This is a genomic window from Micromonospora sp. CA-248212, from assembly GCF_050948405.1.
In the GTDB taxonomy this organism is placed as follows: domain Bacteria; phylum Actinomycetota; class Actinomycetes; order Mycobacteriales; family Micromonosporaceae; genus Micromonospora.
Genome location: NZ_CP192023.1, coordinates 5,360,889 through 5,379,588, shown reverse-complemented (window position 1 = coordinate 5,379,588; position 18,700 = coordinate 5,360,889). Strand labels below are relative to the sequence as shown.

General features: G+C 73.6%; 19 protein-coding genes. 18 read left to right on the top strand and 1 reads right to left on the bottom strand.

Features of this window, described 5'->3' with window-relative positions:
* Positions 1–312 precede the first annotated feature (312 nt).
* The 18 genes from ACQP03_RS25145 (at position 313) to ACQP03_RS25060 (ending at position 18,040) form a co-directional block, all read left to right on the top strand.
* Positions 313–1,725: an FtsW/RodA/SpoVE family cell cycle protein gene (locus ACQP03_RS25145; protein ID WP_433461213.1), complete on the top strand. Its 1,413-nt coding sequence runs from the start codon at positions 313–315 to the stop codon at positions 1,723–1,725.
* Complete coding sequence (murG, locus tag ACQP03_RS25140) at positions 1,725–2,831, top strand: undecaprenyldiphospho-muramoylpentapeptide beta-N-acetylglucosaminyltransferase (protein WP_357398327.1); 1,107 nt, start codon at positions 1,725–1,727, stop codon at positions 2,829–2,831. The genes ACQP03_RS25145 and murG overlap by 1 nt, the downstream gene beginning before the upstream one ends.
* The gene (gene murC, locus ACQP03_RS25135; protein WP_357398330.1) at positions 2,828–4,390 is read left to right on the top strand and encodes a UDP-N-acetylmuramate--L-alanine ligase; all 1,563 of its coding nucleotides are present in this window, start codon (positions 2,828–2,830) and stop codon (positions 4,388–4,390) included. Before murG ends, murC begins: the two co-directional genes overlap by 4 nt.
* Entirely contained in the window at positions 4,387–5,205 is an 819-nt protein-coding gene (locus ACQP03_RS25130; protein ID WP_357126958.1) for a cell division protein FtsQ/DivIB, read from the top strand. The genes murC and ACQP03_RS25130 overlap by 4 nt, the downstream gene beginning before the upstream one ends.
* 247 nt (positions 5,206–5,452) lie before the next feature.
* Positions 5,453–6,568 carry a cell division protein FtsZ gene (gene ftsZ, locus ACQP03_RS25125; protein ID WP_357126961.1) on the top strand — a complete coding sequence of 372 codons (1,116 nt, stop codon included), beginning with the start codon at positions 5,453–5,455 and terminating at the stop codon, positions 6,566–6,568.
* A gap of 9 nt (positions 6,569–6,577) precedes the next feature.
* Positions 6,578–7,321 (top strand): YggS family pyridoxal phosphate-dependent enzyme, encoded by a 744-nt coding sequence (locus ACQP03_RS25120; protein WP_433458725.1) that lies wholly within the window; start codon positions 6,578–6,580, stop codon positions 7,319–7,321.
* A gap of 188 nt (positions 7,322–7,509) precedes the next feature.
* Complete coding sequence (locus ACQP03_RS25115) at positions 7,510–8,214, top strand: cell division protein SepF (RefSeq protein WP_433458723.1); 705 nt, start codon at positions 7,510–7,512, stop codon at positions 8,212–8,214.
* Between the two features lie 30 nt (positions 8,215–8,244).
* On the top strand, positions 8,245–8,550 hold the full coding sequence (locus tag ACQP03_RS25110) for a YggT family protein (protein WP_355049471.1): 306 nt from the start codon (positions 8,245–8,247) through the stop codon (positions 8,548–8,550).
* 44 nt (positions 8,551–8,594) lie between these two features.
* Positions 8,595–9,398: a DivIVA domain-containing protein gene (locus tag ACQP03_RS25105; RefSeq protein ID WP_355049472.1), complete on the top strand. Its 804-nt coding sequence runs from the start codon at positions 8,595–8,597 to the stop codon at positions 9,396–9,398.
* Between the two features lie 80 nt (positions 9,399–9,478).
* Positions 9,479–10,210, top strand: a complete 732-nt coding sequence (locus tag ACQP03_RS25100) for a hypothetical protein (RefSeq protein ID WP_396832890.1) — start codon at positions 9,479–9,481, stop codon at positions 10,208–10,210.
* A gap of 6 nt (positions 10,211–10,216) precedes the next feature.
* On the top strand, positions 10,217–10,528 hold the full coding sequence (locus ACQP03_RS25095) for a DUF167 domain-containing protein (RefSeq protein WP_357126977.1): 312 nt from the start codon (positions 10,217–10,219) through the stop codon (positions 10,526–10,528).
* A 22-nt stretch (positions 10,529–10,550) separates the two neighbouring features.
* Positions 10,551–12,050 (top strand): potassium/proton antiporter, encoded by a 1,500-nt coding sequence (locus tag ACQP03_RS25090; protein ID WP_357170716.1) that lies wholly within the window; start codon positions 10,551–10,553, stop codon positions 12,048–12,050.
* A 224-nt stretch (positions 12,051–12,274) separates the two neighbouring features.
* Complete coding sequence (locus ACQP03_RS25085) at positions 12,275–12,694, top strand: TraR/DksA family transcriptional regulator (RefSeq protein ID WP_355049476.1); 420 nt, start codon at positions 12,275–12,277, stop codon at positions 12,692–12,694.
* 66 nt (positions 12,695–12,760) lie between these two features.
* Positions 12,761–13,375 (top strand): signal peptidase II, encoded by a 615-nt coding sequence (gene lspA / locus ACQP03_RS25080; RefSeq protein WP_433458719.1) that lies wholly within the window; start codon positions 12,761–12,763, stop codon positions 13,373–13,375.
* Positions 13,372–14,316: an RluA family pseudouridine synthase gene (locus ACQP03_RS25075; RefSeq protein ID WP_355049478.1), complete on the top strand. Its 945-nt coding sequence runs from the start codon at positions 13,372–13,374 to the stop codon at positions 14,314–14,316. Before lspA ends, ACQP03_RS25075 begins: the two co-directional genes overlap by 4 nt.
* Before the next feature lie 42 nt (positions 14,317–14,358).
* Positions 14,359–15,387, top strand: coding sequence for a hypothetical protein (locus tag ACQP03_RS25070; RefSeq protein ID WP_433458717.1), 1,029 nt, complete (start codon positions 14,359–14,361; stop codon positions 15,385–15,387).
* Positions 15,388–15,482: 95 nt separating this feature from the next.
* Positions 15,483–17,150: an AAA family ATPase gene (locus ACQP03_RS25065; RefSeq protein ID WP_433458715.1), complete on the top strand. Its 1,668-nt coding sequence runs from the start codon at positions 15,483–15,485 to the stop codon at positions 17,148–17,150.
* Positions 17,151–17,206: 56 nt separating this feature from the next.
* A complete protein-coding gene (locus ACQP03_RS25060; RefSeq protein ID WP_433458713.1) occupies positions 17,207–18,040 on the top strand; it encodes a DUF2567 domain-containing protein in 834 nt (277 codons plus the stop codon).
* Here the strand turns inward: ACQP03_RS25060 and ACQP03_RS25055 are convergent.
* Positions 17,955–18,659, bottom strand: coding sequence for an LON peptidase substrate-binding domain-containing protein (locus ACQP03_RS25055; RefSeq protein WP_433458711.1), 705 nt, complete (start codon positions 18,657–18,659; stop codon positions 17,955–17,957). The two genes, ACQP03_RS25060 and ACQP03_RS25055, sit on opposite strands and share 86 nt — an antisense overlap.
* Positions 18,660–18,700 lie beyond the last annotated feature (41 nt).

The following is an 18,700-nucleotide window of genomic DNA, read 5'->3' as shown; positions in this document are numbered from 1 at the left end:
AAAGCGCAAGATCGGCGGGAGGGGGCTCGACACGCCCGGGGTGGCGTTCTGGAGCCGTCGGGGGTGTCGAGCGGTGATGATGTCGGGGTGGGGGAGGACATCGGCACTGAGGACAGAGCTGACGGCCGGCGGCGTCGGTCACCGAGCGCGGCGCGTACCGCGGTGACCGGTGGCGCTCGCGGGCCCGACGGCGCGCGTGGGCCGGAGCCGGGGGCGGCTCCGCGGGAGAGCGGCGCGGCGCGGGAGAGCAGTGCGGCGGAGAGCGCCGCCGGGGCGTCGGCGTCGCTGCGCGGGCTGGACGCGGCCGGTGGACTGGCCGCGCTGCGGGGCCTGCTGGACCGGCCGCTGGCCTCTTACTACCTGCTGCTGTCCAGCGCCGGCCTGCTGCTGCTCATCGGGTTGACCATGGTCTTCTCGGCGACCAGCGTGAAGGACTACGCCGAGGACGGCAACGCGTCGGCCTCGTTAACCAAGCAGGCCATCTTCGCGGTGATCGGCATCGGGGCGTTCTGGGTGTGTCAGCGGCTGCCCGCCAGCACCTACCGCTCGCTCGGCCGGCCGCTGCTGTTCACCGCGGTGGCCCTGCTGCTGGTGCTCAACCTGCTGGTCGCGTACGGCCGGCTCGCCAACCTGAAGTCGGTGTCGTTCGGGCCGATCGAGGCACGGCTGAACTGGCTGTTCGTCGGCGGGATCCAGCTCCAGCCCTCCGAGTTGGCCAAGTTCGCGCTGGTCCTCTGGGGCGCGCACGTGATCGCCCGCAAGGGGGCCGCGCTGGGCTGGTTGCGGGAGCTGGCCACCCCGCTCTTCCCGGTGATGGGCCTGCTCTTCGTGCTGGTCGGCTACAACGACACCGGCACGATGCTCTGCCTGTTGGCCCTCGTGGTCGGCCTGCTCTGGGCCGCCGGCGTGCGGATGCGGGTCTTCGGCGCGCTGACCGTGGTCGGCCTGCTCGGCGTCGGCCTGCTCATCGCGGTCGCCTCGCTGGGCGCCGGTTCCGGCGAGCGCGGCGCGGACAACTACCGGCTGGCGCGGCTGACGTCGTTCATCAACCCGCCCGACCCGCAGGAGTGCAAGCTCGACGGCTGCCTCCAGCTCTACCAGGGTCGACTGGCCATCGAGCACGGTGGCTGGTTCGGCGTCGGGCTGGGCAAGGGCAGCGTCAAGTGGGACTGGCTGCCCGAGGCCCACAACGACTTCATCTTCGCGATCATCGCCGAGGAGTTGGGCGTGATCGGCTGCGCCGTGCTGCTCGCCCTGTTCGCCGTGCTCGCGTACACCGGTCTGCGGATCGCCCGGCGGGTCGACGACCCGTTCCGGAGGCTCGCCGCCGCCGCCGTCACGACCTGGCTGGTGAGCCAGGCGGTGATCAACATCGGGGGCGTGGTCGGGCTGCTGCCGATCACCGGTCTGCCGCTGCCGTTCATCTCCGACGGCGGAAGTGCCCTGGTCGTGACGTTGGCGGCGATCGGGATGCTGGCGTCCTTCGCCCGCGCCGAACCCGATGCGGCCAGAGCACTGCATGCCCGTCCGCCGGCCCGGTGGGTCCGACTACTCTGGGCCCCGTTGCCGCCGCTTCCCGGCCGGCGTCGCCGGCCGGCGACGCCACCGGCGGCCCGAGGGCCAGTGCCCCGGGCGCGGGAGCGGCGGAAGGACGACCATGCCGTACCGCGCGGTGTCCGGCAGGGCCGGAGCCGTCAGGGTACGGCGAGCGAGAGGAGACGCTGATGGGTCCGCTGCGTTCGGTGGTGCTCGCGGGAGGTGGCACCGGGGGGCACATTTACCCGCTGCTCGCCTTCGCCGACTGCCTGCGCCGACACGACCCGGGCGTCCGGATCACCTGTCTCGGCACACCCAAGGGCATGGAGAACGAGCTGATCCCGCCGCACGGCTACGACCTGCGGCAGATCCCGGCGTACCAGCTACCCCGGTCGGTCAACCTGAACCTGGTGCGTACCCCGGGCCGGATGTGGACCGCGGCCCGCGCGGCGGGCAAGGTGATCGACGAGGTGCGCGCCGACGCGGTGGTCGGCTTCGGCGGGTACGTCTCGGTGCCGGCCTACCTGGCCGCGTGGCGGCGTGAGCTGCCGATGGTGATCCACGAGGTGAACGTGCCGCCGGGCGTCGCGAACCGCCTCGGCATGAAGTTCACCAAGAACGTGGCGGTCGGTTTCCCGCACCAGCCGAGTCAGGCCGAGTCGCTGCGGGACGCCACCGTGGTGGGTGTGCCGCTGCGCCGCAGCATCGCCGCGCTGGACCGGTACGCGATGCGCAACGCCGCCCGCGCCCGGTTCGGCCTCCGCCCGGATCTGCCGGTGCTCTTCGTGGCCGGCGGGTCGTCCGGCGCCCGCTCGGTCAACCTGGCGGTCTCCGGCGCGGCCAAGGAGTTGGCCCGCAACGGCGTGCAGGTGCTGCACGTGATGGGCGCCCGCAACGAGCCGGTGCCGATCCCCACCGACCTGCCGGTTCCGTACGTGACGCTGCCGTACCTGTCCGAGATGGAGCTGGGCTACGCCGCCGCCGACCTGATGCTGGCCCGGGGCGGGGCGATGACCGTCGCCGAGGTGGCCGCGATCGGCCTGCCGACGATCTTCGTGCCGTACCCGCACAGCAACCAGGAGCAGCGGCGCAACGCCCTGCCCGTGGTGGAGGCCGGCGGCGGTCTGCTGGTCGACGACGCGGAGCTGACCCCGGACTGGCTGGAGCGCGCGGTCATCCCGCTGATCCGTGACCCGCAGCGGCTGTACGCGATGGGCGCGGCGGCGTCCGCGTACGGGCGGCGCGACGGTGACGAGGCGCTGCGCTCGTTCGTTCTCGAGGCGGTGGCCCGATGACCGCGCAGTTCACCCCGGCCGGCACGCTGACCGCCGAGGACCTGGGCGCCGTGCACCTGATCGGCGTGGGCGGGGTGGGCATGCTCGGAGTGGCCCGGCTGCTGCTCACGAGGGGCATCCAGGTCTCGGGTAGCGACCTGCGCGAATGGCCGTCGCTGGCGGGCCTGCGGGCGCTCGGCGGCACCATCTACCTCAGCCACGAGGCGTCCAACCTGGACGGGGTGGATACGGTCGTCTACTCCTCGGCCATTCCGAAGGACCACCTGGAGTTGGTCGAGGCCCGTCGCCGTGGCCTGCGGGTGCTGCACCGCTCGGAGGCCCTCGCGGCGGCGATGACCGGCCGCCGGGCGATCGCGGTCGCCGGTACGCACGGCAAGACCACCACCACGTCGATGGTGACGATGGTGCTCCAGCAGGCCGGTGTGGACCCGTCCTTCGTGATCGGTGGGGAGATCTCCGAGGTCGGCTCGGGCGCCCACCACGGCACCGGCGAGCACTTCGTGGTCGAGGCCGACGAGAGCGACCGCTCGTTCCTCATCTACCGCCCGTACGTCTCGGTCATCACCAACGTCGAGCCGGACCACCTGAACACCTACGGCGACCTCGCGACGCTGGAGGCGGCGTTCGCGGAGTTCGCGCGGCTCACCGACCCGAGCGGGTTCATCATCACCTGCGCCGACGACCCGGGCGGTCGGCGGCTGGCCGAGACCCTGCGCGCCGAGGGACGGCGGGTGTTCACCTACGGCGCGGCCGAGGACGCCGACCTGCGGCTGACCGACATCGCCTCCTCCGCGCGCGGCGTGCGCTACCTGGCCGCGATCGACGGACGGTCGCTGGGCGAGTTCCGGCTGCCGGTGCCCGGGCGGCACATGGGGCTCAACAGCGCCGCGGCGGTGCTGACGGCGTACCTGCTCGAACTGCCCCTGGAGGCGGCGGAGGCCGCGCTCGCGGTCTTTCCCGGGGTGCGGCGGCGCTTCGAGCGCAAGGGCGTCGCGGACGGCGTGCTGGTCTACGACGAGTACGCCTACCACCCGACCTCGATCAGGCTGGCGTTGCAGACGCTGCGCGAGGTGGCCGGGGACGGGCGGCTGATCGTCGTCTTCCAGCCGTACCGGTTGTACCGTACCCGCGACAACCAGGCGGAGATCGCCGAGGCGCTGGCCATCGCCGACGAGGTGGTGCTGCTGGAGGTCTTCGGGCCGGGCGAGCTGCGCCAGCCCGGCGAGGGCTCGGCGGCGCTGATCGCGGCGGTGGACCTGCCGGCCGACCGTAAGGTGTTCGTCGACTCGTGGGAGGCCGTGCCGGGCGAGGTGGCCCGGCGGGCCGGTACGGGCGACGTCGTGGTCACCATGGGCGCCCCACCGATCTCGCTGATGGGTGACGAGCTGCTGGCGGCGCTGGGGGCGCGTACCGCCGGCTCCTCGGCGACCGCGGCCGTCGATCCGCTGGCGACGACCCCGGCGATCGGCCAGCCGGTGCCGGGCGGGTCCACGGCGGGTGGCGACGGGGCGGCCCTCGGCGCCGCCGCACCGGACGGCGCGACGCCCACGGCCGGATGAGCCCCGGCCCCGCCCGCGGGCGGACCAGCCCTCCCGACGGCGGCTCTGCCCGGCGCGGTCCGGTCCGGCGTTGGCAGCTGGTCCGGGCCGGCAGCGACGCGGTGCCGGCGTCGACCCGCCGGTTCATGGCCCGCGCCCGCCAGCGCCGGATGCGGGCGGCGATGCCGTGGGCGGTGGCTGCCGGCGTGCTGGCGCTGCTCGGGCTGATCGCCTGGACGGTGCTCGGCACCGGACTGTTCGGTGTCCGGTCGGTCAGCGTCCAGGGCGCCAAGCTGGTTACGGACGTGCAGGTACGCGACGCGGTGGGGGTTGCCGACGGGGTGCCGCTGGCGCGGGTGGACCTCGCGGCCGCCGCGCGTCGGGTCGGTGGGTTGGCGCCGGTGGAGCGGGCCACGGTGTCGCGGGACTGGCCGGGCACGCTGGTGGTGAAGGTGACCGAGCGGACCCCGGTGGCGGTGGTGCCGCAGGCGGACGCGTTCGCCGTGATCGACGGCAGCGGTGTGGCGTTCCAGACGGTGGACCGCCGCCCGGCCGGTCTGCCGCTGGTGCGGGTGGTCCGACCCGCCGCGGCCGACCCGGACACCCGGGCCGCGCTGGAGGTGCTCGGCGCGCTGACCCCGCAGTTGCGTGCCGAGTTGGTGGACGTGAGCGTGGCGGGTCTGGCCCGGATCAGCCTGCGGCTGCGGGGGAACCGCACGGTGGTCTGGGGAGACGCCACGCGGAGCGCGGACAAGGCCCGGGTGGCCACCGCGCTGCTCGGGGAGGAGAGCGAGCGGATCGACGTGAGCGCGCCGGACGTGGTGACCTTCCGCTGACCGACTGAGCGGGCCGTGGAGGTGACGAGTCGCGCTCCGGCCGGCGACACGCCGACCGGGTCCTTGGCTCATGGCGCGGCGGCGCTTACGTTGCCCCGAAGAGGTTCAGTGGTTGACATAACTGTAAGCCTCTAGTAGAGGGTGAGGGTTCACCTCTGATCCTCGCTGGTGGCGCTGTCGTCGGCCGCTGGGCTGGCCACGCCGTACCCGGTCGGCCGAAGCCAATCTCGAAGGGAAAGGACCGGAGATGACACCTCCGCACAACTACCTGGCGGTCATCAAGGTCGTCGGCATCGGGGGTGGCGGCGTCAACGCCGTCAACCGGATGATCGAGGTTGGGCTCAAGGGCGTCGAGTTCATCGCGATCAACACCGATGCCCAGGCGCTGCTGATGAGTGACGCCGACGTCAAGCTCGACGTCGGCCGCGAGCTGACCCGCGGGCTGGGCGCGGGCGCCAACCCGGACGTCGGCAAGAACGCCGCCGAGGACCACCGCGACGAGATCGAGGAGGTGCTCAAGGGCGCCGACATGGTCTTCGTGACCTGCGGCGAGGGCGGCGGCACCGGCACCGGCGGCGCGCCCGTGGTGGCGAACATCGCCCGCAAGCTCGGCGCGCTGACCATCGGCGTGGTGACCCGGCCGTTCTCCTTCGAGGGCAAGCGCCGGCAGGTGCAGGCCGAGTCCGGGATAGACGAACTGCGTAACCAGTGCGACACCCTGATCGTCATCCCGAACGACCGGCTGCTGGCGCTCGGCGACCGCAACATCAGCATGATGGACGCGTTCCGCACCGCCGACCAGGTGCTGCTCTCCGGTGTGCAGGGCATCACCGACCTGATCACGACCCCGGGTCTGATCAACCTGGACTTCGCCGACGTCAAGAGCGTGATGAGCGGCGCGGGCAGCGCGTTGATGGGCATCGGCAGCGCCCGCGGGGAGAACCGCGCGGTCGAGGCGGCCGAGGCGGCCATCTCGAGCCCGCTGCTGGAGCAGAGCATGGACGGCGCGCGCGGCGTGCTGCTCTCCATCGCCGGCGGCTCCGACCTGGGCCTCTTCGAGATCAACGACGCGGCGCAGCTGGTCACCGACGCGGCCCACCCGGACGCCAACATCATCTTCGGCGCGGTCATCGACGACGCGCTCGGTGACGAGGTGCGGGTGACGGTCATCGCGGCGGGCTTCGACGGCGGCACGCCGGCCTACAAGGCGGCCGAGCCGTCCCGCAAGACCAACACCAACCAGCCGGCGCCGCAGACCACCCCGGTGCCGCCGCCGGCCACCCTGCCGGCCCCGACGCAATCGCCCCGCCGGGTGCTCTTCGACGACGTGGACGTGCCCGACTTCCTCAAGAACGGCTCCTGAGCGCCGCCGATGACCGACAGCTCAGCCACGGTACGACCGGACCGGAGCGCCGAACTCGCGGCCGGTCTGGCGACGGTACGGGCCCGGATCGCCGAAGCCTGCGCCGAGGCGGCCCGGGATCCCGCCGACGTCACCATGATCGCCGTGACCAAGACCTACCCGGCCGGGGACGTGCTGGCGTTGGCCGGGCTCGGGGTGACCGACATGGGGGAGAACCGCGACCAGGAGGCCGCCGGTAAGGCGGCCGAGGTGGCCGCCGCGGGGATACATCCACGCTGGCACTTCATCGGGCAGTTGCAGCGCAACAAGGCCCGTTCGGTGGTCCGTTACGCCGACGTCGTGCACTCGGTGGACAGCGTACGGCTGGCCCGGGCACTGGACGGCGCGGCGGCGCAGCGGGAACGGCCGTTGGACGCCCTGGTGCAGGTGAGCATCGACGGTGACCCGGCGCGGGGCGGCGCTCTGCCCGGGTCGGCCGACCCGGAGTCCGGCCTGGACACGGTCGCCGCGGCGGTCGCCGAGTCGCCGGCGCTGCGCCTGGCCGGCCTCATGGCGGTCGCGCCGCTGGGCTGGCCGCCGGATCGCGCCTTCGCCCGGCTGGCCGAGATCGCCGAGGCGTTCCGATCGGTCCATCCGGGAGCGACAGCGTTGTCGGCGGGGATGAGCGGCGATCTGGAAATCGCGATCCGTTACGGCGCGACACATGTCCGCGTCGGTAGCGCGTTGCTCGGAATGCGTCCCACGCTGCGGTAGCCTGACCGCGAGACAGGCAAATTACATCAGTGTTGTTTCAGGGACGGCTGATCCTGTGGGGGTCGTGACACGCGACGCGAATCGCATGTCACGGGATTGCCGTCCCGGTCCGATGGGCATGGTTGTCCACTCGCGACGGGCGACATGGCACGGGGGCGAGTGCCGCACGGCGGACGGAAGGGCGCGGGATGGGTGCACTGCGCAAGGCGGGGGTCTGGCTCGGTCTCGTCGAGGAAGACGACGAGCGGGCCTACGACGACGGTGACTACGACAAGGGTGGTTACCGTGACTCGCGCTACCGGCAGAGCCGGTACGCCGAGGAGTTCGCCGACGAGGACGACGACGACACCGAGGAGCCGCCGGCTCCCCGGACGCGCGCGAGCGAGCGGGGCCGGCTCTCCGAGCGGTCGGCCGGGCGGCTCGCCGACTCCGACCGTGGCGACTCCGACCGGGCTGAGCGAGCCGAGCGGGCTGAGCGCTCCAGCGTACGGTCGATCACGCGGTCCTCGGCGAGCGAGACGTCGGGCGCGCTGACCTACCACACCCGCGACAACCTGGCCCTCGCGCCGCAGGCCGTGACGCGGGAGCGCGTGGTCGTGCCCGAGGAGGAGCAGCGCTACCAGATCACCACCCTGCACCCGACCACCTACCGGGAGGCGCGCACCATCGGTGAGCACTTCCGCGACGGCGTACCGGTGATCATCAACCTCACCGAGATGGACGAGGCCGACGCCCGCCGTCTGGTTGACTTCGCGGCCGGCCTGGCGTTCGGGCTGCGCGGTACGATCGAGCGCGTGACCAATCGGGTGTTCCTGCTCTCACCGGCCAATGTCCAGGTCACCGCTGAGGACAAGGCCAAGATCGCTGAGGGCGGTTTTTTCAGCCTGAGTTGACCCCGCCCGACCCGAGGGACGTCGCTGACCGTGTTGTCGATCTTGCTGCAAGTGTTGTACCTGGTCCTTTATGTCTTCCTGCTTCTTCTTCTGTCCCGGTTCGTGTTGAGCGCCGTCCTGCAGTACGGCCGCCGGTGGCAGCCGGGGCGCGGAGCGGCGGCAGGACTGGAATCCGTGTGGAGCGTCACTGATCCCCCTCTCAACGCGTTGAGGCGTGTGATCCCTCCGCTGCGAATTGGTACCGTGAGCATCGACCTGGCCTCCCTTGTGCTCCTGGTTATCCTGTTCGTGCTGATGGAGTTCGTGTTAGGGCCGTCGATCAGGGCATCTGCCTGATGACCGACGCGCTTTCGCGGCCGCAACTGACCCGAGGAGTTTCGATGCCGCTGACCCCGGCCGACGTACACAACGTCGCCTTCAAAAAGCCGCCGATCGGCAAGCGGGGGTATGACGAGGAGGAGGTCGACGCCTTCCTGGACGAGGTCGAGCGCGAGCTCGCCCGTCTCATCGAGGAGAACAACGAGCTGCGCGCCCAGGTGGAGCGCGGCGGCCGTGGCGGTGCCCCCGCCGGCCCCGGCGGCGACGCCCGACTGGCGGCGGAGCTCAACGACGTCAAGGCCCAGCTCGACCGGGTCCAGCGCGACAAGTCCGCCGCCGAGCAGGCCGCCCGCGCCATGCAGGCCGAGCTGGAGCAGGTCCGCGCGACCGGCGGCCCGGCCGGCGTCACCGGTGACGGTGAGCAGCAGGCGCTGCGGGTGCTGATGATGGCCCAGCGCACCGCCGACGACCACGTGTCCGACGCGCGCCGCGAGGCCGACTCGCTGCTGTCCGAGGCGCGGAGCAAGGCCGAGGAGGTGACCCGCGAGGCTCGCGCGAAGGCCGACGCCCTGGAGCGGGACGCCCGCCAGCGGCACCAGGAGGCCATGGGCGGCCTGGACGCCAAGCGCACGGCCCTGCAGAAGCACATCGAGGAGCTCAAGCAGTTCGAGCGCGAGTACCGCACCCGGCTCAAGGCGTACCTGGAGAGCCAGCTGCGGGACCTCGACGGTCGCGGCCAGGGCCTCGAAGCCGAGATGACCCGCTCCGAGGCGGGCCGGGTCGCCGGCGGCAACGGGCTGGCCGCGGCGGGCCTCGCCGGTTCGTACGGCGGCGGGCGCTCCGGCGCCCTCGAAGCCGGACGCTGAGCACCGGCCGGCGATCGCTCTCCGCAGATGGTGACGGTCGCCGGCCCCGCCTGGACGGTACGACGCGGCAGGGGTGAGCCGTGATAGTCGCGAGTCTCCTGCTCATCCTCGTCGCCGTGGTGCTGCTGGTGTTCGGCCTGGCCGGTGGCTCCAGCACTCTGTTGACCATCTCCATCGCGGCCAGTCTGCTGGCCGCCGTGGCGCTGGTGGTGGGCGCCCGCCAGGCAGCCGCCAACCGCGCCTCGGCGGATCCCGGCCGGGCCGGCCCGCGGGACCGCGGGGCATTCCGCACGGCCAGCCGGGCCGAGCCGGGTGCCGCGTACGGGCCACCGCTGGCCGAGCCGGATGTGCCGGTCCAGCACGTACCTTCGACGGTCGGCGACGGCGGCACCGGGTGGCGGCAACCACCCGAGCCGCCGTCCGACCCCGAGCCGGCGTATGACGTGGCCTCGCCGTACGAGCCCGACGCGGCGGCCGACGGCGGTGCACGCACCTCGCCCGTCAGCCCGGCGTCCCCGTTCGTGGCCCGCGCCGACGAGGCGTACCGGGCCGACGCCGTGACCGCCGACCCGCTGGCCGACGAGCCCGCGGAGCAACCGGTCACCCCCGCCGAGGCGGCCCGGATCTCCCGGCTGCCCGACTCCGTCGAGGTGGTGGACGGACGGCCCCGCTACCACCTGGCCGCGTGCCCGCACCTGATCGGCCGGACCCCGGAGACGCTTCCCGTCGCCGAGGCGGTCGAGCTGGGCTTCACGCCGTGCGCGGCGTGCGCGCCGGCCACCGCCCTGCTCATCGACGCCCGGCCGTTCTGAAAAGCGGTGCCGGTGCCCCCGCAGGACGCGCTCACCGTTGCGGTACGGGTGAAGCCGGGCGCCTCCCGCGATGCCGTCGGTGGTCGCTTCGACGGCCCGCACGGCCCTTCCCTGGTGATCGCCGTCCACGCTCCGGCGGTGGACGGTCGGGCGACCGAGGCGGCCCGCCGCGCCCTCGCCGCCGCGCTCGGCGTCCGGCCGGCGGCGGTGTCGCTGCGGACCGGCGCGACCAGCCGGGACAAGCTCTTCCTCGTCGACCGGCCCACCCCCGAGCTGCCCGACGTGCTGCGCCGACTGCGCGACGGAGCCGCGGGGTGAGGATCGCCCGGGCCCGGCGACCGTGACGCCCGGCCTGGACATCGCGCTGTTGCTCGGCGCGGCCGTGCTGCTGGTGGCGGTTGGCGCGGTCCGGCTCTCGACCCGCCTCGGGGTGCCCAGCCTGTTGGTCTACCTGGCGCTCGGCGTGGCCATCGGCGAGGCCGGGCTCGGTATCCGCTTCGACGACGTCGACCTGACCCGGACCCTCGGATTCTGCGCGCTGATCGTGATCATCGCCGAGGGCGGCCTCACCGCACGGTGGAGCACGCTGCGTCCGGTGCTCGCGCTGGCGTCCGCGCTCTCCACGGTCGGCGTGGTCGTGAGCATCGTGGTGGTCGGCGTCGCCGTACACCTGCTGCTGGGCCTGGACTGGCGGTTGGCGCTGCTCTACGGCGCGGTGCTCTCCTCCACCGACGCGGCGGCGGTGTTCGCCACCCTGCGGCGGCTGCGGTTGCCACCCCGGCTGGTGGCCACCCTCGAGGCCGAGTCGGGCATGAACGACGCCCCGGTGGTGCTGCTGGTGGTGCTGTTGTCCCACGAGGGTTGGGCGCACCCGTGGTGGTACGAGGTCGCGCTGGTCTGTTACGAGCTGGGCGTCGGCGCGGCCGTCGGTGTGGGCGCTGGCCTCGCCGGCACCTGGGCGCTGCGCCGGGCGGCGCTGCCCTCGGCCGGCCTGTACCCGATCGCGGCGGTGGGGATCACCGTCCTGGCGTACGCCGCCGGCGCCGTGCTGCACGCCTCGGGCTTCCTCGCCGTATATGTGGCGGGGGTGCTGCTGGGCAACGCCCGCCTGCCGCACCGACAGGCGATCCTCGGCTTCGCCGACGGGCTGGCCTGGCTCGCGCAGATCGGCCTGTTCGTGCTGCTCGGCCTGCTGGTCGCGCCCGGCCGGTTGGACGCCGCGGTGCTGCCGGCGGTGGTCGCCGGTCTGGCGCTGGTGCTGCTGGCCCGGCCGCTGTCGGTGGCGGTCTCGGCGTTGCCGTTCCGGGTCGGCCTTCGGGAGCAGGCGTTCCTGTCCTGGGCCGGACTGCGCGGGGCGGTGCCGATCGTGCTGGCCACCATCCCGCTCTCGCAACGGGTGCCGGGCGCGGAACGCCTCTTCGACGCGGTCTTCGTGCTGGTGGTGATCTTCACGCTGGTGCAGACCGGCACGCTCGGTCCGCTCGCCCGCCGGCTGGGGACCACCGCGCCGGCGGAGGCCGCCGAGATCCACGTGGAGACGGCGCCGCTCGAGCGGATGCGCGCCGACCTGTTGCAACTGGAGGTGCCGCCGGGCTCCCGGCTGGCCGGCGTGCACGTCGACGAGCTGCGGTTGCCGCTGGGCGCCTCGGTGACCCTGGTGCTGCGCGACGGGGTGGGTTTCGTGCCCGGCCCGGACACCCGGCTGAAGACCGGCGACAGCCTGCTGATCGTCGCCGCCGGTGGGGTACGCGACGCCGCCGAACGGCGGCTGCGGGCCGTCAGCCGACGGGGTCGGCTGGCCCGATGGTTTGGCGAGTACGGAGATGAAGCGGTCGGTTGATCTGCTAGCGTTCCCTTTGCCCCAGTTAGGCAGGGCTAGGGGCAGTTGAGCGGTGCGACGGTGCGCCACGTTGTCGGACGCCTGTACGTTCCGTATTCTTGCCAACCTCGGGAGTGCGCGGCCATTGTCGCCGTGCGCCCCTTTTCGTACTCAGGGGACGCCTTCGTCGGCGCCCCCTGACCAGGTGCCGCGACCGCGCGGCTCCCCGGCCGAGGGAGCGACCCATGGCGAAGCCAGCCGACACCAGGACCGCCGGCCGCAAGCCGGTGGCCAAGGCCACCCGCAGCGCGGCGGAGACCGAGAAGATCCGGGCGGCGCTGGCGGCGCGCCGGGACGAGCTTCGCGCCGAGTACGATCAGACGCTGAGCGAGATCACCGAGCTGCAGCGCGAGCGGTTGACGGACTCGGCCGGGGACGACCAGGCCGACACCGGCACCAAGACCTTCGAGCGGGAGCAGGAGATCTCTCTCGCCAACAGCATTCTGGAACGGATCACGCAGGTCGAGCGCGCCCTGGAGCGCCTCGACGAGGGTGGTTACGGCTGGTGCGAGCGGTGCGGCAACCCGATCCCGGTCGAGCGCCTCGCCGCCTTCCCGTCGGCCACCCTGTGTGTGACGTGCAAGCAGTTGGAGGAGCGGCGCTGAAAGCCCGGTCCCCGTCTGCGACGAGACGGTGAGCGATCACCGCCGAGACACCTCGATGGGGAGCGCATGACCGCAGCACCGCCCGCCGAACCCGGCCGCACCGACCCGGACGGCGGCAAGGCCCGTCCCCGGGCTGTCGCGATCCTCGCCGGAGTGGCCCTGGTGGCCCTGCTGGCCGACCTGGTGACCAAACACCTCGCCCTGGCCGGCCTCACCGACCGCCAGCCGGTCCGGATCCTGGGCGGGCTGGTCTACCTGAGCCTGACCCGCAACAGCGGCGCCGCGTGGAGCATCGGGGCGGACTACACCTGGGTGTTCCCGCTGATCACCATCGGCGTGGTCGGCTGGATCGTCTGGATGGCGCTGCGGCTGCGCTCGCTGCCGTGGGCGATCTCCCTCGGCCTGGTGCTCGGCGGCGCGCTGGGCAACCTCATGGACCGGATCTTCCGGGCGCCCGCGCCCTTCCACGGGCACGTGGTCGACATGATCAGCGTCTTCGGACCGTACGGCGAGTACTTTCCGGTGTTCAACCTGGCGGACAGCTCGCTCGTCTGTGGCGTGGTGCTGGCCGTGCTGCTGGAGCTGACCGGTCGGCAGCGCGACGGCCGGCGGGCCGGCGGTGACGGCGCCAGCGGCGACGCGAACGCCACCGCCGACGCCGAGCAGCGGGAGCGGGCATGACCTCCGCCTTCGCCGCCGGCGGCGACCACCGTTCCCTGCCCGTACCCGACGGTCTCGACGGCATGCGCCTGGACCAGGCGGTGTCCCGGCTCTTCGGTCTCTCCCGGACCGCCGCGGCCGCCCTCGTCGACGCGGGCGACGCCCTCGTCGACGGCGCCGCCCGACCCAACTCCCACAAGGTCAAGGCCGGCTCCTGGCTGGACGTCACGCTGCCCGCTCCGGTCGCGCCGCCGACCGTGGTGCCGCAGGCGGTGCCGGGCCTGCGCGTCGTGTACGCCGACGACGACATCGTCGTGGTGGACAAGCCCGTCGGGGTGGCCGCGCATCCCAGCCCGGGATGGACCGGCCCGACGGTGATCGGCGCGCTCGCCGCGATCGGCCACCGCATCTCCACCAGCGGCGCCGCCGAGCGCCAGGGCGTGGTGCACCGCCTCGACGTGGGCACCACCGGCATCATGGTGGTGGCCAAGAGCGAGCAGGCGTACACCGCGTTGAAGCGGGCCTTCAAGTACCGCGAGGTCGACAAGGGCTACCACGCCGTGGTGCAGGGCCACCTGGACCCGCTGCGGGGCACCGTCGACGCGCCGATCGACCGGCACCCCACCCACGACTACCGCTGGGCCGTGGTGTCCGGCGGCAAGCCGAGCATCACCCACTACGACACGCTCGAGGCGTTCCCGGCCGCCAGCCTGGTCGACGTCCGGTTGGAGACCGGCCGGACCCACCAGATCCGGGTGCACTTCTCCACCCTGCGGCACCCCTGCGTGGGTGACCTCACGTACGGCGCCGACCCCACCCTCTCGGCCCGTCTCGGCCTGGCCCGTCAGTGGCTGCACGCCCGCGAACTGAGCTTTTTGCATCCCCGTTCGGGGGACGAGGTCCGGTTCGTCAGCGACTACCCTGACGATCTGGAACGTGCGCTTGAGATCCTGCGTGACTGAGCGGCGACCACCCGACATCGATCCGACGAGGGGATTTCGCCCGTGCGCGCCGGCGACCTGCTGCGGCAGCTGGACCAACGGCTGCTGCCGCCGTTGACCCGGGCGGTGGCCCGTCTCGCTGATCGTCCGACGCGGTCCGGCGTGCTCAGCTGGGTCGCCGTGCTCTCGGCGGCGGCGGTGCTGGGCACGGCCGTCTGGACCGTCGACGACGCGCCGGTCAGCGACCCGACGGTGGGCGAGGTGACCCGCGTCGGGGTGGCCGACGGCGACTCCGTGCCGGGCTACCTCAGCTCCGCGGCGGCCGACCTGGCCGCGTTGGGTCCGACCGCGCCGGCCACCGGGGACGGGACGTACGCGTTGGTCACGCTCGGCGCGTACCTGCCGCCACAGCGCCTGGCCACGGTCCTCGGGGACGTGTCGGTCTCGGCCGTCTTCGGGCGGGTCCCGTTGCCCGGTCGGCAGACCGAGATCGTCCGCATCCCGGCCCTGCGGGTGCCGGACGACGTGGTCGCGCAGATGGAACGCGTGGCCGCCCGCAAGGACGGCGAGGCCGCCGACTACCGGGCGCGGGCCGCCGCGGTGCGCGGCGACGGCGTCGCCGAGCGCGAGCTGCGGGAGCGGTACGCCGTCGACGCGGACGTGGCCGGCGCCGAGGCTCGGGCGTACCGGGCCGGCTGCGCCTGCGTCTACGCGGCGGTGGTGCGGGCCGCGCCGGAGGCGCTGCGCCGGGTGGCCGCCCGCCCGGACGTGCGGGCCGTCGATCCGGCGCCCGAGGTGTACCGGCTCGACCGTACGGTCTTCACGCCGCCGCTGCCCGAGCAGCGCGACGTGGTCCGCCCGCCGGCCGACACCGGGCCGAGTCCGTCGTCGACGCCGCGCCCGAGCGCCGGGTCGACGTCGAGCACGCCAATGCCGCCGGTGCCGATGGGCGAATCGTCGGAACCCGCACCGCTCGTAACGATTGCGTCACCCGAGCCGACCCCGGCGCAGTCCACCGCGCCTGCCCCGCCGGCGCTCACCACCTCCCCGGACGCGACCGACGCCGGGTTGCTGGCAACCTCCCCGCCGTGATCTACGCCGGGCGGCGTGCGCCCACAGGAGTGGTCCGAATAGGGTTTGGTTCGTAGCCTGTCAGGCAGAGATCGATGGCGCTGGGAGGGCGGGCCGTGGAGGGCAGTGAGACCGGCTGGGGCCGGCCGGCCGAACCAGCGCCGAGGTGGCGGGCGTTGCTCGACCGTGCCCGGCTGGGCGGTCGGGCGGCGGAGCAGCCCGAGCCCGAGCGCCGTGCCGACGAGGCGGCCCCGGACCCACTGCCGCGACGCGCGGCCCCCAACGGCTACGCGGGGCGCGCGTCGGCCATCGGGCACCCGGCCGATCTGTCGTACGGCCAGGAGCCCGGTTACCGGGCCGAGGGGACGTACCGGGTCGACCCCGCCTACCGGGCCGAACCGGGATACCGGTCCGAGCCGGACTACCGTGCCGAGCCGGCGTACCGCTCGGAGCCGGACTACCGCGCCGAGCCGGCGTACCGGTCCGAGCCGGACTACCGGGCCGAGCCCGCGTACCGCGCGGAGCCCGGGTACCGGTCCGAGCCGGACTACCGTGCCGATCCGACGTACCGCGCCGAGCCCGGCTACCGGGCCGAGCCGACCTACCGGGCCGAGCCCGGTTACCAGGCCGAGCCGGGTTATCAGGCCGAGCCGGGTTACCAGGTGGAGCCCGAGCCGCCGCGCCGCGCCGAGCCGGAGTCCCGCTACGCCATCCTGGACAACGGCTACCGGCCGGGCAGTCCCGTCGGCGAGTCCCGCTACGCGCTGCTGGAGACCGGTTACCAGCCGGAGACCGGCTACCCGGCGCCCGCGCCGCCGGTGACACCCACCCCGGCCATCGCGCCACCGCCGGTCATTCCACCACCCGCCCCGCCGGTCGCGCCGCCGCCGGTCGCGGTGGTCACCCCGCCCGGCTCGGCCCTCGCCGAGCGCGGCTACCCGGCCCGGGTCGAGTGGCGCCCGCAGGGCGTCGACCAGGAGTCCGAGCGCGCGACCGGAGTGCTCCGCCGCGACCTGGGCACACCCCGGGTGTTCGCGTTCGCCAACCCCAAGGGCGGGGTGCACAAGACCACCGCCACCGTGCTCGCCGCCGCCACCGTCGGCAGCGTGCGGGGGCGGGGCGTACTGGCCTGGGACGACAACGAACTGCGGGGCACCCTCGGGTTGCGCGCCGGCAGCGCCCGGCACGCCCGCACCATCCGACACCTGGTCAGCGACCTCGCCCAGATCGAGATCCTGGAGGGCGCGACCCTGCTGGAGCGGCTGGACGACTACCTGCGGCACGCCTCCGACGGCTCGTACGACGTGCTGGCCGGCGAGGAGAGCCCCCGTTTCGCCCAGCGGCTCGACCAGTTCACCGTCAAGCGGGTGCTCGAGCTGCTGCGGCGTACGCACGACGTGATCTGCGTGGACACCGGCAACAACGTGGAGAGCCCCAACTGGCGCACCGTGATGCACGCCGCCGACCAACTGGTGGTCACCACCGTGCCTCGCGAGGACGCGGCGTTCAGCGCCGACTGGATGCTCGACCTGTTGCACGAGGAGGGGATGGGCGAGCTGGCCGACAACGCGATCACCCTCATCTCCTGCCCCACCCCCGGCCGCTCGGCACTGCAGGACGACCTGGAACGGCACTTCGCCACGCGTACCCGCGCGGTGGCCGTGGTGCCGTACGACCCGGCGTTGGAGACCGGCTCGTCGATCGAGTATCACCAGCTCCAGCCGGAGACCCGCCAGGCGTGGCTGCGCGCCGCCGCGGCCATGGCGGAGCCGTTCGCCCGGTGAGCTGGTTCGCCGCCACCGGCGCCCCGGCCCGTCGCGCGGCCTGAGAGGATCATCGGGTGAGCCCGGACAACCCCGACCCTGAGCGGCACGCGGACATCTCCGACGACCGCCCCGCGCCACCCCGACCGTCGGCCGTGCCGCCGCCGAGCGAGTCCGCCCCGCCCGCCGGGTCGGCGTTCGGGTCGGTTCCCGACGGGAGTGCCGCCGTGACGGCGTACCCGAGCGGGGTGGAGCTGACCCCCGACGAGCCGCGCCGGCCGGTGCGGGCGGTGGCGACGGTGCTCGGCGCGGCGCTCGCCCTGGCCGTGCTGGGCGCGCCGCTCGGGCTGCTCTGGGCGGCGTTCGCGCCGGACACCCCGGTGCTCAAGACCGCCGAGGGGGCGATCTACGCCGAGCCCCAGCCGGAGCAGCCGATCGCCGCCGACGGCTGGTTCAGCCTGCTCGGGCTGGCGTTCGGCGTGCTCGCCGCGCTGGCCCTGTGGTTCCTGCTGCGTCGGCGACGCGGCCCGGTCGGGCTGCTCGGCGGGGTGCTGGGCGCCCTCGCCGCGGCCCCGGTGGCCTGGCAGGTGGGGCGTCGGGTCGGGCTGGCGACGTTCGACCGGCTGTTGGAGAGCGCCCCGGCGGGGCAGGCCTTCACCAAACCCGCCGACCTGCGGGCCGGCGGGATCGACTGGCTCGGGCACGTGCTGCCGGTGCCGCACGGCAACCTGCTGCTGCCGGCCTTCGGTGCCGCCGTCACGTACACCCTGCTGGCCGGCTGGTCGCGGTGGCCGTCGCTGCGCCCGGAGCCCGGCCCGGCGTCGTTCAGTTGGGTGTCGGCGGGGACGCCAGCTCCGACAACGACACCGGAACCGCCCGCACCTGGCGCAGCAGAGCCGCCTCGCGGTTGAGCAGCCGCAGCTCGGCGCGCAGCCGGGCGGCGGTGTCGTCGATGGCGAGCAGCCGCTGCCGGTCGTTGACGGTCAGGGCGGCGGTGGCCGCCACCAGGTGCGACAACACCGTCGGATCCTCCGGAAGCTGCTCGGAGATCTCCTCCGGGTCGGGCCGGATCAGGCTCAGGTACTGCCGGAACACCGCGATCACGCGGGCGGCCAGCAGGTCGGCCACCTCGTCCGGCCCGCTGGCCTCGGGCAGCCATTCCACCGCGGCCGTCAGGTACGGCGCGGTGTCGTCGTCGACGTCGGCGATCCGGAATCGACGTCGGCCGACCGTGACGATGTCGAAGCCGCCGTCGGCCAGCTCGGTGACCTGGCGCAGCTCGGCGGTACAGCCCACCTCGTGCAGGGTGACGTCGCCGACCCCGTTGCCGGCGCGGGCGCCGGGTCCGGTGGGGGCCACCTCCCAGCCGGCCTGGATGGCCACCACGCCGAACTCGCGCGGCGCGCCCTCGGGCAGGTCGACGAGGTGCCGGACCAGGGCCCGGTAGCGCTCCTCGAAGATGTGCAGTGGCAGCACCAACCCGGGAAAGAGCACCGTTGCGAGCGGGAACACCGGCAGCCGTGCGGTCACGCCGTCGAGCCTAACCAATCCCGTCCGCGACGGCGTGGCCC